At 34.8% G+C, this 14,226-nt stretch carries 9 protein-coding genes and 2 tRNA genes; 4 read left to right on the plus strand and 7 right to left on the minus strand.

The features are described 5' to 3' along the window. Positions 1 to 3 precede the first annotated feature (3 nt). The 4 genes from R2Q16_RS07555 to R2Q16_RS07570 all read right to left on the minus strand — a co-directional run bounded on the left by R2Q16_RS07555 (position 4) and on the right by R2Q16_RS07570 (position 8,249). On the minus strand, positions 4 to 3,786 hold the full coding sequence (locus tag R2Q16_RS07555) for a glycosyltransferase family 2 protein (protein WP_316736209.1): 3,783 nt from the start codon (positions 3,784 to 3,786) through the stop codon (positions 4 to 6). Then, positions 3,776 to 5,086 (minus strand): glycoside hydrolase family 2 TIM barrel-domain containing protein, encoded by a 1,311-nt coding sequence (locus R2Q16_RS07560; RefSeq protein WP_316736210.1) that lies wholly within the window; start codon positions 5,084 to 5,086, stop codon positions 3,776 to 3,778. The genes R2Q16_RS07555 and R2Q16_RS07560 overlap by 11 nt, the downstream gene beginning before the upstream one ends. Before the next feature lie 133 nt (positions 5,087 to 5,219). After that, positions 5,220 to 7,640, minus strand: a complete 2,421-nt coding sequence (locus R2Q16_RS07565) for an AsmA family protein (RefSeq protein WP_316736212.1) — start codon at positions 7,638 to 7,640, stop codon at positions 5,220 to 5,222. A gap of 129 nt (positions 7,641 to 7,769) precedes the next feature. Continuing rightward, entirely contained in the window at positions 7,770 to 8,249 is a 480-nt protein-coding gene (locus tag R2Q16_RS07570) for an ABC transporter ATPase (RefSeq protein ID WP_316736214.1), read from the minus strand. Between the two features lie 51 nt (positions 8,250 to 8,300). Here R2Q16_RS07570 and R2Q16_RS07575 point away from each other — a divergent pair, with 51 nt between their 5' ends. Next, entirely contained in the window at positions 8,301 to 8,795 is a 495-nt protein-coding gene (locus R2Q16_RS07575; protein WP_316736216.1) for a hypothetical protein, read from the plus strand. Here R2Q16_RS07575 and R2Q16_RS07580 read toward each other — a convergent pair. Next, positions 8,790 to 9,578: a (Fe-S)-binding protein gene (locus R2Q16_RS07580; protein WP_316736217.1), complete on the minus strand. Its 789-nt coding sequence runs from the start codon at positions 9,576 to 9,578 to the stop codon at positions 8,790 to 8,792. The genes R2Q16_RS07575 and R2Q16_RS07580 overlap by 6 nt on opposite strands. Positions 9,579 to 9,677: 99 nt before the next feature. After that, the gene (locus tag R2Q16_RS07585) at positions 9,678 to 10,979 is read right to left on the minus strand and encodes a (Fe-S)-binding protein (RefSeq protein ID WP_316736218.1); all 1,302 of its coding nucleotides are present in this window, start codon (positions 10,977 to 10,979) and stop codon (positions 9,678 to 9,680) included. Between the two features lie 220 nt (positions 10,980 to 11,199). Between R2Q16_RS07585 and R2Q16_RS07590 the strand changes: the two genes are divergently transcribed. Beyond that, a tRNA-Phe gene (locus R2Q16_RS07590) sits at positions 11,200 to 11,272 on the plus strand. A 120-nt stretch (positions 11,273 to 11,392) separates the two neighbouring features. Next, positions 11,393 to 11,465, plus strand: a tRNA-Phe gene (locus R2Q16_RS07595). A gap of 58 nt (positions 11,466 to 11,523) precedes the next feature. On the opposite strand, the gene R2Q16_RS07600 is transcribed toward R2Q16_RS07595, so the two are convergent. Beyond that, on the minus strand, positions 11,524 to 11,949 hold the full coding sequence (locus R2Q16_RS07600; RefSeq protein WP_316736219.1) for an SRPBCC domain-containing protein: 426 nt from the start codon (positions 11,947 to 11,949) through the stop codon (positions 11,524 to 11,526). A 676-nt stretch (positions 11,950 to 12,625) separates the two neighbouring features. Between R2Q16_RS07600 and R2Q16_RS07605 the strand changes: the two genes are divergently transcribed. Further along, on the plus strand, positions 12,626 to 14,215 hold the full coding sequence (locus tag R2Q16_RS07605; RefSeq protein WP_316736220.1) for a S41 family peptidase: 1,590 nt from the start codon (positions 12,626 to 12,628) through the stop codon (positions 14,213 to 14,215). The last annotated feature ends 11 nt before the right edge of the window (positions 14,216 to 14,226 follow it).

Below are 14,226 nucleotides of genomic sequence, written 5' to 3' on the forward strand. Positions count from 1 at the left end.
AAGTTACAACTTCTCTGAAAGGTTGGTTTTTAACGGAATATTCAACCTGGATTGCGCTACATTAACAAGTGTGTCATTTGAAATGTACAATCTTATTTTGTAACGTGAGGGATTTTCTGGTACGATTAGATTTACTTCATTCCCTATACCAATCTCTTTTACCTGAACCGGATTTTCAAACTGGTCATATTTAATTAATTCCCACCTCAATTTATATTCTGTTAACTCCTTAGTCAATTTCCATTGCTTATTGTTATAATAAGTAGCATGGAATGTAACTTCTGCACCAGGCCACATTGTATTTGCCGGTAGCAAAATCTTAATTTTAGGTATTTTTATTTGTTGATTTAAGTTATGCCATTTATTGGATATTTGATACGATTCTAGCTTGTATTTCCCTTTATTATCTTTTAATCCATTTAGAGAAACAAAATTGACAGTTTTTTCGTCTTGCCAATGAGAAAGAAATATACCAGCCGTTAAACTCTTATTCGATAGATAAGAATTTGGGGTAATACTGCTCATAAATGATGCATTTGGTATACTGGTTGGACGAACTTCCGGATTACGATTCTCAATCAAACCAAAACAATCAATACCAGAAACGGATTTATCTAAAAGAGTGTAATCTGTATCAAAATTTTCATCTACATATATGTCCACGCTTACAGGCCTAACGCCATCAATTTGATTAATCTTCTTTATTAATTTATTTAGCCAAACTAAATAAGCGTTCTGTTCATTTATTAAATCAGGTTTAAAATTTCTATACCGAATAGATTTCAGCGGATTATTTGCAATGTTCCACATCTTAATCTGTCTTCTATCTATGTTTTTCTCTATGTTGGAAATAATTTTTTCAGCATACCCATTCATCTCCGTACTATCTGTAATAAAGCTTATGTTATCCGGGAGCCAAAAACCATATACTATATTCAGATTTTTTTCATCTGCAACCTCAAGTATATTCTCATCGTAAATACTAAGGCCATATATTTTAATGGTATTGAAACCAATTTTTTTGATTTCTTCCATATCCTTAACAATGATTTTCTTTTTTAGCACTAAACCATTACTTGACCAATTTTGGCTTTTCCTGTAGTTGATTCCTCTAATTTTATTAAGGAATGAAATGTTTTTTAAAGCTATTTTTTTTGAATTTCTGGAGTTTGTTAAAAGATTCTGATTAACCTTTAACCAAATATTGCGCTTGCTGCCAGGATGGGTAAGTCCCTCTAAGTTTGAAAAATTAGCTACTTTCCAATCCAAAGTCTGTCCACTAAATCCATTAGGTAAATTTTTATCTACACCACTGTTAAACAGTACAAATGCTTTGATTTCAGGAAACTTATTATCCAATGTTTTTGAGGCTTCTTTGAACCATTCGTTTTGCTTTTTTAGTGTGCCCATTTCGGCAAGCATTACAGGTAAGCCCATTCTAAATATAGGATTCTGATGAAAAGGTGTATAAAGTTGTTCCATACTTTGAATAGCTTTATCATCGATACTGTAGTTAAGGTTTGTAACCCCAATCCAATCTACATATGCCTTACCAGGGAAGTAGTTGTTTACTGCACTTGGTTTCCATGGATTCCAAACCCAGATTACGTTATTTAAATTCCTTTTTGAAAAAAAGTTATGAATGTATTGCCAAGCTTGCCTAAATTCTTCGGCGCTATTTTGTCCTGTTAAACTCCAAGGATACTGAGGGTTATCAGTTTCGTGTGCAAAACGGATAAATATTGGCTTATTAATGCGTTTTAGTTCATCTGCAAAACTTTCTAAATATGGATCATATCTATGCTCTAAAATTCTTTTGAAAATGTGTTTCTCAACATCTTCAGGTTTGTAATCTTTTGAGCTGGCAAATAAACTCTGCCAAGGCTCCCAAGTTATCATTGGTATAGCTTCTTTTGTATAGATAGAATCTAAAAGATTTGTTGGGAATTTACATTTTTCAGTATCGCCCCATGACAGGTATAATGATACAATGCCGAAATTAATATCGTTTTGTTTTTCGATATTGATAATATTATTTACTGATGATAAGCCATTGGAACCGTTAGGTTCAAAAATACCAGCAATTAAAATATTCTTGTTGTAATTGGCAACCGGCGTTTTGTCCGTTCCATTTTTATGGTTTGCAGACCACACAAACATAAACCCTGCTATAACTACAGCTATAAGCAGTGCCGAGCGCCTTATTTGTTTATATAGAAATCTTCTTAAAAGCCAAAATCGCTTTTTAAATGCTACCAAGCCTGATATTGTAGTGTTTAGAGAAGAAGATTTTCTTTTTATCGATCGGAAGTATGCCTGCTTACTTGCAACTATGGAGAATGATAGAATTAAACAGTTTATACTTGCAAAACCACTCATAATTAAATTATAAGGATTCCAATCTGTAGCAAGGCCATAAATTATGGACAAAACCGAGATAATTATTACTGCGATGTTAGGAAGATTAATTTTCCAGCTGCCTTCTTCCTTATCATCTTTTGGAGTGGGAATGTATGGGATTTTCTTCCTTAAAATTGTATAATACAAGCCCGTGAGGAATATCCACCAAGTGCCAATCATTAGCAATCCGCCAACAACATGAAATCCTCTTTCTTCCTCTTCCATAACCCAACGCTGAACAAAGAGCCTGATTAAAAATGATAGCAGAACCAAAGGCCCTGCGTACATCATAAAATATAGAAAGTCGATATTAATCGGACTGGTATCTAAAATTAAAGAAAGAATGGGTATGAGGAAATTAATTAGAAATATAATCCCTGATAAATAATATAGTGGGATTAAGGCGTAATGAATTTTCTGCTGCCAGGTAAATTTTGTGAAAAGTTTCGGATAGGAAGTAACTAAAAGTTCGAAAACTCCTCGGGCCCATTTTAATTGTTGAGTATAATATGCAGACATTGTTGATGGAACAAGTCCTCTTGCCAATATCTGAGGAACATAAATTGATTTCCATCCTTTAGCATGAAGATGCATTGCCGTATTCATATCTTCAGCTAAACCAGCTGCATGGCCCCCAATAGATTCGAGTGCTGCTCTTCTGAATGTACAGTTGGCACCAATGGCAAGCACTGTTCCATATTTATTCATGGTCATCATAATTGGACCGTAAAACTGAAACGTTTGCTGAGCAGCTCCTTTAGCTATTAAACTTTCGCCATAATTTTTATAAGCTTGAACAATCTGAACGTAGCCAATTTTTTCATCGTTAAAATGTGCCACAATTGGATCCAGGAAATTTGGTTGAGGCACATGATCAGGATCTAAAACCACACACAACTCACCCGAAGAAATTAATAATGCATTATTAATGTTACCAGCTTTTGCATTCACTTTTTCAATTCGGGTAACGTGATGTACACCCAATTGCTCGCACAAAGCTTTTAGATAGGGATCATCAGACTCATCACATAAATAAGATTGATGAGGATAGGTTATGTTTACAATGGCCAGCAGCGTTTCCTCTATCATTTCATATGGTTCGCCTTTGCAAAATGTTGTAAAAATATCAACGGAAAATATTCTACCAGTGGATATTGCTGGAGGAACAGTTATATAAAAATAATGTACCCATTCGTGAATTAATCTCGAGCATGAATAAATAATTGTTGCTGCAAGCATATAAAATAGTACCGGATATTCTGCAGTACCTCTATATATTTCTTTCAAAAAAAGCAGCATTACAAGAATTCCGGCCAATATCATTACCCTAAGACGAAAACGTTCCCATTTTGATGGTGCAATTATAATTTCAGGCTTATTCTTCATTATCAACTACATAAAATGGAATATTCGCTGTGGCTATGTTTCCTTTATTATCAAAAACTTTGGAAAATAATCTATAGGGCCCTTCGATATCAGGTGAAGTAAATTTTACCATAAAGCCATTTTGACTAAAAACCAGTCCTTTTAGTGCTATTGGCCTAATTACATTATTTACATTATTTTTTTTAAACCAATCTTCAGGGTATATTTCCCATTCAATTTTTAAATTGCTGGTATCTCCTAAAACTTTAATTTGAGCTGTTTGTAGTGCTTTTGGTTTCAAGAAAATGTTATCTATGGCTACCTTATTATTCAGTGTTATGCCACTAACTTTTGGCCCATTAAAGTTTACAGCTTTTCCGCTCCATATTTCTTCTGCTGAAGTAATGGATTCTGTTTTATTTCCAAACTCATCAAACAAGCTAAACCAAGTATGCGTAATTTCTTGTTTCTGCCCCCAAAAAAAAATAAATGATCCTAAAAATCTAGGATCGTTAACAGGCATATATCGTTTATATCTGCTTAAATAAGCTTTCGCTTTTGCAGTACTGGTTGGTTCTATTTTTGCATCCCATGCCGTACGGGAATGCCCTTGCCAAGGCCCGTCAATACCCCATTCGGTTATTAAATATGGCCCATCCCAAAACCAGCTAAAATTTTTCAAATCCTCTTCCAGCTCCGATATTCTGCTAAAAATGTTAAAGGAAATGATATCAACATTGGTTCTGAGCTTGATGTTAGCAATGTCGTTTTTTTGGAAATTTACCATTGTTGTTGTGACAGGATGATCCGGATCGTCCGAATGAATCATATCTACAATGGCATTAAATGAGTTATAAAAGTTATGATACGATGGTTTGTTTGGAAATACCAATTCATTCCCTACACACCACATCAATAGGGCGGGATGAGATTTAAGTCGATTAACTAAGCCTTTTACTTTTTTAAAATCTGAGGCAACTTTAGTAGGGTTATCGTAATAAGATAAGTATTGACTTTCGGGTAATGGAAGCCCAACAATTACAGATATGCCATTATCATTTGCATCGTTTAAAATCTGATCTACGTGAGTGGTATCCCAAATTCTAACTGCATTGCCACCACTTTTTTTAAGTTCAGCAAAATTAGTATAACCAGATGCACCCTTGATAGTGAAAATTTTTCCGTTTTTTAAGATGGAATATTTTTCATTAACCTTCTGTATAACAACTTTTTGATTTCTTTTAACCTTATCTCGAGAACAACTAAAAAGCGCACAGCATAGTAATAGAAAAAGAAACTTCAAAAGGGAATTCGAGTGCATAATAGGGAGTTCGAATATAGTAATTTATGTAGAATTTATTTCTGTTATAATCTTAATCATTAGTATTGTTACTTGTAATAATTAAAAAGACTAAATACCAGAAATTGTCTACGTTATTTTGTTATATTTTTAGCTAATCATGATCCTTATTCCACCTGATTTTTATTCCGCCCTTTTCATCATCAATAGCTTTTAGATGAAGTACAATGCCCCTCATTCTGGCTTCTCGTTTTTCTTTTGCTGTTAAGTTTTCATCCCCTTTGGGATTTCTTAGCGGAATATCCATTTGTACATTTGTGCCGGTATTTAAGGCATATATTCCTTTAACATTGAAGTTTAGCGCACTTGAATTTACCTGCATAGGTTTAATCTCAACTTTATCTCCTTTTACTAAAAGCGTACCGTCAAGATTATTAATCTTAACATCAGATAAATTTCTGTTCGCAAAGGCAAATTTTCCAACTTTAACCATTGGATCGAAGTTTACTAAAGCCGCATTTTTTAAATTGAACACCACTTTTCCATTGATAGAACGAGGCAATATCTTTCCGCTATGAGAAATTTTTCCCGAAATGTTTACCAGAGAAGATAAATAACCCTGAAGGTTTTTATTGGTTATGGTTTGCTGACCGAAATTATCAAACGAATAGAAAAAATCCTTTACACTAACATGGCTGATTTTAGAATTTATTTTGAAAAGATTTGAGCCCGTTTCCTGAATAATATTTCCGTTTAGATTAAGCAAACCACCTGCATGCGCAACGCTTATTTTATTAAAATAAATTCCAGTTCCTCTAAGCGAAACATCAGCATTTAAGTTTTTGGCTGTAAACTTATCGTAAATGGCTTTATCAACCTTAAGTTGAATGTTCATTTTTGAAACTTCCAGTACATTGCTCAATTCTTTAGATGCCGTTTTAATTCCGCCTGAAGATGATTTACTTTTTTTACCAGTTGTTCTTGGACCTAAAAAGGGTAGGAACTCATTTAAATACAGTTGCGGGCTGTACATATTTAAGTTTACAATAATCTTATCTGGGTCGGTATAATACAAATTGGCAAAATTAGCGATGCTACAATTCACATTGAGTTCACTTTTACCAAGTTGGAAATGACCGTTTTTAATGGATAAATCGTTTTGATTAAAATTAATGTTTAGTGCACTTTTAACCAGATGCAGCTTACGTGGAATGTAAAGAATATCGGCATTTGCAATTTTTATTGCGCCAGAAACAACAGGCTTGGTAAAGCGGAAGTTATCGATATCGGCTCTACAGTATAGCCTTAAATTGGCAGTTCCATTTTTAAACTCAAAATCGTTTGTGCCTAAAGAGTTGTTTAAGTTAGATAAGGGAAACTGTGAAGTAACCAAGCCTGTTGCAATCGGCTGTGCCAAATTGTTTACAGTAAAGGTGTCTATCTTTAACGGTGCGTTAAAATATTTTGCGGTTAGGTTATGAAATTTGATGGATGAATTTTCATCGCCAATAATGCCGCCAACCGTATCCTGATTGGTAAATGAGCCATCAAAATTTGCAGCTGTAAGTTTACCTGCAGGAATACTCACTACATTATCACGAACCTTAATACCAACTTTAATTAATGGATCACCATATTTTCCTGAACCATCATCTATAATATTTCCGCGAATATCTATCGGTTTTTCGATACCAAATTTTAAAAGCTTCGACGAGATATTTGGCGACAGTAAAAGCGCAACATCCCTAAACAAAATTTTATCAACCGCAATGCTGATGTTAAAACCGGCATTTGCTAAATCTATCTTCGCACCAATTTTAAATGGATGTTCGCCAATTTTTAAAACTTCGGGGTCTAAAATTACGGCTTCCTCTTTTTTGCTGTAATGAGCTGAAAGCGTTCCATCCAAAACTTTATCCTTTAAAAAACTACCCTTTCTGGTGTTAAAAGCAAAACTATTGACCATAGTTCTTAATCTGATTTTGCCTGTCCAGCCACTGTCCGGGTATTTCATTCGCCCCTGAACCTGATCGATATTGAAATTGAAAAGCTTAAACCTTTTTTTATTATCAACAGTAAGTTCAACTTTATTCAGGTCAATTTTTTTAACTGCGAAATCGGGCGTTTTCGAATCGGATGGTTCTGTTTTAGCAGCCTTGCTCTTAAATATACTGGTATTACTATATCCGGTAGAATCCGTAAAGAGATAAATTGAGGCGTTATTAATTGAAATTTGATTGATGTTTACATTGCCAACTATCAACGATAGTACATTTAAAGAAACATCTATATTTTGGGCTTTCAGTAAATCATGTTTATGTTGGTTCCATAAACTATCTCTCAATAAAACGCCATTCAAAGAAACCGAAACGCCAGGGAAACTTCTTAATAAAGTTGGTTCCATGCCTGTTGCTGTAATTTCTCCATTTAAGTTTTTATTCAATTGAGCTAAAATTGAACTTAAAATTTCCTTCTTATTTCTGCTGATGTAAAATGCGCCAGCCAGCCAGGTTAGAATTACCAGAATAAATAATGCCCCAACAATTTTCAGAGAGATTTTTAACCAGCGTGCCATAGAGAATGTTTGATTTAACCAATATAATGATTTAACAGGTTAAATTGTTTTGGCATTGTGTTAAATAAATCGCTTTATTCCACAGTATTGTATTTATTTTATGGGCTTGAAATATGAGGTTTTCGAAAATTAAAGTAAGTGGGCAAAAACCTGAGCATGCCAACTGTCTTTAAAGGCAACCTCCCATTTAGTTTCTAGCTCTTGAAGGGTTTGAACCATATTATTAAAAACGATAGTCTCTGGGGTTACATTTTTAATGTTAACAAGGGTTTCAAAATCTTCTTTACCTTGAACATGAACTTCTCCTTCAAGCTTGTACGCAATATTAAAACGGTTAAATAAATCTACATTGTAGGTTTGCTCAATATCTTTGATAATTCTTACAGAGCTGTCAATAGAACATCCTGTAACGCCTGCCTGACTTTCATCAACCGTAAGAATAATAAAGTAACCATAGCGAATTTCTGCCTTTGCCATCAACTCATTGCCATGCGCTTTCCATTGACTTGTAAAAGCTTCAAGTTTTTGAAGAATTTCTTTTTCTTCAGTTGCATTAAACTGACGGTTACTTTGGTATATCCAAACTCTTGATTGTGGAGAAAAAATCATATTGCAAATTTATCATTTTAATTAACTTGGTGTTATCAAAACGCTAACCCCATGAAAAAGTTTACATTCTGCTTGAGATTGTTGAGTATTCCGGCTCTGAGCATATTTTTATATTCTTTTTCGGAGGCCGATGGTGTTGATGAATATGTAAATTACTTGCAAAAAAGCTTTACCGACCATTATGATTTTGCCCAGGAAAGCAATGCGATAAAGAAGTACGAACTGAATGTTACCAACAATGGGTTTTGCAGGTATAAGCGTTACTTTAATAATGGGAAAGTAGAATATTTTGCTTTTAAACTCGCTAAGTTCAAGGATTTAGATTATTACGGTACGACAACGTCGGGTAAGTTATTTTTGCGCACAAAAAACGATGATGTAATTGTGCAAACTTACAATGATAGGGCGGGAGATGTTGATTCGATGGCTACCTGTATTGTTATTCCACTAAAAAACATTGAAGCCGAAGATTTAAACCAGATTAAAGAAAATTTCACTCGGATAGGTCCAAACAACACTGTTCAGCTTAAAGAAAATAAATTATAAACCATTCGCTCTTGCAGTTATTTCAGCAATATCTAAAACCTTAACTTCTTGTTCTTTATCTTTTAGTTTAATGCCATCGCTTAACATGGTCATACAAAATGGGCAACCAGCGGCAATAAATTGTGGGTTGGTTTCTAAAGCTTCATCAACACGCTCTACATTAATGTCCTTTTTGCCTTTTTCGGGTTCTTTGAACATTTGAGCACCACCTGCACCGCAACATAAGCCATTGCTCTTGCAGCGTTTCATTTCCACTAATTGAGCATCTAAAACCTCAAGTGCTTTTCTTGGTGCTTCATAAATGCCATTTCCACGACCCAGATAACAAGGATCGTGATAGGTTATTTTTTTACCTTTAAAGCTTTCTCCACCTTCGGCCTTTAATTTTCCCTCGTTTATTAAATCCTGGATAAGTTGGGTATGGTGTATTACTTCGTAAGTTCCACCTAAGCCCGGATATTCATTTTTAATGGTATTAAAGCAATGGGGACAACCTGTTACGATTTTTTTGATGTTGTAGGCATTCAAAACCTCAATATTGGTCATGGCCTGCATCTGGAATAGAAACTCGTTTCCGGCTCTCTTTGCCGGGTCTCCTGTACAACTTTCTTCCGTACCTAAAACCGCATACTTTATACCAACATGATGAAGAATTTTACAAATATCGCGGGTGATTTTCTGTGCACGTTCGTCGTAACTCCCGGCACAGCCAACCCAAAATAATATTTCTGGTTCTTCTCCTGCTGCCATTAGCTCGGCCATTGTTGGTACTTTAAATTCCATTTCTCTGTATCAAGTATTGTTTTAGTATCAAGTATTAGGTATCAAGTATCAAGACTTTTTTAGTGATTATAAAATAAAATCCTGTTTTATCTCAAAACCTCAACCATTATTTTCTTCCGCCCAATTAAAACGATCGGCTGGCGAATATTTCCATGGCGCCTGGTTATTCTCAATATTGCCCATCATGGCGTTAATACTTCCCGGTGCCTGAGATTCTTCCATAACTGCGAAACGCCTCAATTCTGTAATAATTTGTAAAGGATCAATATTTACCGGGCAAGCCTGAACGCAAGCATTACAACTGGTACATGCCCAAATTTCTTCTCTGGTGATGTAATCATCCAATAAAGATTTTCCATCCTGATGTTCTGCACCGTGTTTATCAATGTTTTTCCCGATGTCGGTAATCCTATCCCGGGTATCCATCATAATTTTACGTGGTGATAATAACTTGCCTGTAATATTAGCCGGGCAAACAGATGTACAACGACCGCACTCAGTACAAGTGTACGCGTTCATCAAATTCACCCAGTTTAAATCCGTTGCATCCTTCGCTCCAAACTTTCCGGCTTCTATTTCTGCAGGTACAAAGGAAGGGTCGAGCATAGCTTTAACTTCATTTGTTACAGACGCCATGTTCGTAAATTCGCCCTTGGGATTAAGGTTTGAATAATAAGTATTCGGGAATGCGAATAAGATGTGGAAATGCTTTGAATATGGTAAATAGTTTAAAAAAGCTAGGATTCCGATAATGTGAAACCACCAGGTACTTCTTTCGATTATGGTTAATGCTTGCATCGAATTTGGTAATAAATCTACCAAAAACTGGCTAATCGGAAATGAACCTGCATTAACGTAATGTTCAGCACCAAGTAACTGCAACTTAGCATCAGCTGCATTCATCAGTAAAAATGCGGTCATTAACAAAACCTCTGTAATCAGAATATAGTTTGCATCTGATTTTGGCCATTTCGTCATTTCAACGCCCTTAAAGCGTTTCAAATTTAAAATATTTCTTCTGATTAAAAAGATGATACATGAGAACCAAACAGTAAAGGCCAGAATTTCAAAAGAACCTATCAAGAAATTATATAAACCACCTAATCCATGAAATATTCTGTGCGTGCCGAATAAACCATCAATCATAATTTCTAAAACTTCTATATTGATGATTACAAAGCCAATGTAAACAAAGAAGTGCAGAAACGCAGGTATGGGTTTAACCACCATTTTCGATTGACCAAAAGCAACCCTTAACATGGTCATCAATCTTTTTTGAGGCTGATCATTACGATCTACTGCTTTACCCAAACGGATATTGCGGATAATTTTGCGCAGATTAACCGTAAAAAGTGCAATTGCAGCAATAGTAAGTGCAAGAAAAAGGATTTGGCTCACCATGTATTTTATGATTGTTGCGCTAAATTAGGATATTTAATTCATATAAATTGCTATGCATGCATAAAAAAATACTAGTTTGTACTTATTCTAAATTACTTTGTTACCATTGTTGTTATTGCCACAAAAAATTAATTTATTGATAATCAGATGAACAGGTTCTTTTTTGAAAAAAAGTTTTGCTTTTGGAAAAAGAACACTACATTTGCAATCCCAAACGGGAGGTGCCATAGCTCAGTCGGTAGAGCAAAGGACTGAAAATCCTTGTGTCCCTGGTTCGAATCCAGGTGGCACCACTTCAAAAAGCCTTTTAGAGATAGAAGGCTTTTTTATTTCGAGTTTTAGAATGTTTATTTTTTTAAAAAGCATTCTTGCATTTGAAGAAAAGAATATTACATTTGCAATCCCAAACGGGAGGTGCCATAGCTCAGTCGGTAGAGCAAAGGACTGAAAATCCTTGTGTCCCTGGTTCGAATCCAGGTGGCACCACTTCCTTAAAAAGCCCCGAAATTTCGGGGCTTTTGTTTTAGGGTATAATTTTGCTTTTCTAAGCTTCCGCCAATTCGGCAACTTTATCTAGTGCCTTCGGCCAGGTTTTATTAAAATAAGCTTTCCATTCTTCCTGAACACCAATATCAATTTTTAAAAGTGTGCCATCATTTGCTGGCACAAGGGTATAATTTTCCAATGTTCCGGTCCAGTCATTATCATAGTGCTCTTTGCCATCTTTAATTTCTCCAAGATGCTCTATAGATAAAAACTCATTTTGAATGTTTTCCTTAATTCTGGCAATCATTCCATTTCCGGTACCATCACCAAAAATAGCTTTGCTATCTTTTTTCCAGTCTGTTTCTACTGTGGAATTTTCGGCGAAAGCCGATGTCCATTGCTTGTAACTTTGCTCTCCGAATAAAATGCTCCACACTTTTTCTGGAGTTGCTTTAATTTTTTTTTCAAATTCTAATGTTTCCATAGCTTTTGGTATTTAATGTTTCCATAGTAAATATCGGATAAAAGGAAAAAAGATTTAAGGTGTGTATGAGACAAATTGTGGGTGCTTGAATTTATAATATTAATTTCATCTAAAAATTAAAACAAACGTTTGACTAATAGTAAAAATGCATATTTTTTATATATTTGGCTTTTGATATTTACATGCAATCTAATTTAGATTACTGCTCATCTACTAAATAGTGTGTTTCATCTACTTTATTATTTTTGCAGCAATATCTTTAATAAGTTTACAGTATTAAATAAAGAACACGCTCTCCATAATCTTTCAATTCGAACCTAATTTGGGTGAGAATTGAATAGATTATAAACTTGATTTAGTGTTTCTTTTTTATCAATTAGTTGTTTTAGGTCGTTTGCTATTTTAGCGACCGTTTTAAAATATTTCAGTTGGTAGAAGGACTGAAATGATACGTAACATCTCATCCTATTGTTACAATAGAAAGCCTTTCAGCGATTGAAAGGCTTTTTTGTTTAAAATTTCTACCGATATTCTTCCGGCATATATCGATACACTACAATTTAAACCATTCACTTTCCGTATATTTAAGTCATAAAATTGTTGTAATATCATTGCAATAAACTTTTAGTCGGTGTTTTACGTATATGTATTATACTGATTTGACAATCAATAATTTATGAAAAATAATAACGGAAGATTAATATTATTTCTTTTAACATTTGGCATATCTGTTTTGTTCGCTTGTAAAAAAACAGACACGCCGCCAGTCGTAACACCGACTCCTCCAGTTGTTGTTACCGGAACCAGAGATGAATTAACTAAAGATTCTATCTTTTTGTATGCTAAAGAACTGTACTATTGGAATACATCCCTACCAACTTACGATGTTTTTAAGCCTCGTAGTTTCAGTAGTAATGAAACCGAATTATATGCTTTGACTCAGTACTCGAAAAACCCGGAAACTGGTTCACCATACGAATATGTAACTAACAGCACTTTGCCCAAGTATTCGTTTTTTGATTATGGTGCCACAGGCAAAACTGCTGCCCTCAAAGCAGATTTAAATGGTACAGAAACTGACTTCGGTTTTTCAGTTATGTATAACACTATTTCAGATTTACGTGTGAAATATGTTTATCCAAACTCTTCTGCTAGCCAGCAAGGATTAACAAGGGCTTGTAGATTAACCGCTATTAACGGAAGAACAAACTTGACCTATAGCAACAGTACTGTGAATTTTTTAAATGATGCGTTATTCGGTTCAGCTACATCTGTAAATTTGACATTTACTGATTTAAGTGGAAGCAGCAAAACGGTAACTGTAGCTAAATCCACCTATACGCTCAACCCAATTTTATTTACGAACATCTACACCGCAGGCACAAAGAAGGTTGGTTATATTGTTTTTAATAGCTTTACCAATAATGTTTCTGCAGCGATAAACTCAACATTCGCAAGTTTTGCCACTCAAGGCGTTACAGAAGTTATTGTTGATTTGCGTTACAACGGTGGCGGTTATGTTAGTACGGCTACCCAAATTATAGATATTTTAGCGCCCACGGCACAAAATGGAAATGTGATGTACACCACACATTACAATGCATTTCTTCAAGGTTTAACAACAGCGCAAAGGCAGGCGTCTGTTTTGGCTCACCAACCGATATTAGATAGTCAGGGTAAATTGCAGAATTACACCAGTGGTGTTAACAAAAAATATGCAACTTATGCTGATTTGGATTATTCATCTACATCTTCTGATAACATTGAACGCTTCGCTAAAACAGGTTCATTAAATTTAAGCAGAGTGTATTTTATTGTAACGGATGCAACAGCGTCTGCAAGTGAATTAACCATCAATAGTTTAAAACCGGTAATGGATGTTAAATTAATTGGTACGAAAACTTATGGTAAACCTGTTGGATTCTTCCCGATTAAAATTGATAAGGTAGAAATGTATATTCCTGAGTTTGAAACTAAAAATCAACTGGGTGTTGGTGGTTATTATTCTGGATTAACGGTTGATAAAGAAGCTTTCGAGGATTTAACGAAAGCCTGGGGCGATGAAACCGAAACTTTACTTGGTTATGCCCTAAACTATGCCAAAACTGGAACATTTGTAACTTCTGCGGCTAAGACTGCCAGTTTAAGTGCAAATTCTACTACGATGCCGCAAAGGCTTTCAACTACTGAAATAAAATTGGTTTCAGAACAGTTAGACCAAAATAGTTTTAAAGGGATGGTTAAAGAACCCGCTAAAAAGTTTTAAAAATAAAAGCC

It is taken from the genome of Pedobacter aquatilis, assembly GCF_032678425.1.
Taxonomy (GTDB): Bacteria; Bacteroidota; Bacteroidia; order Sphingobacteriales; family Sphingobacteriaceae; genus Pedobacter; species Pedobacter aquatilis_B.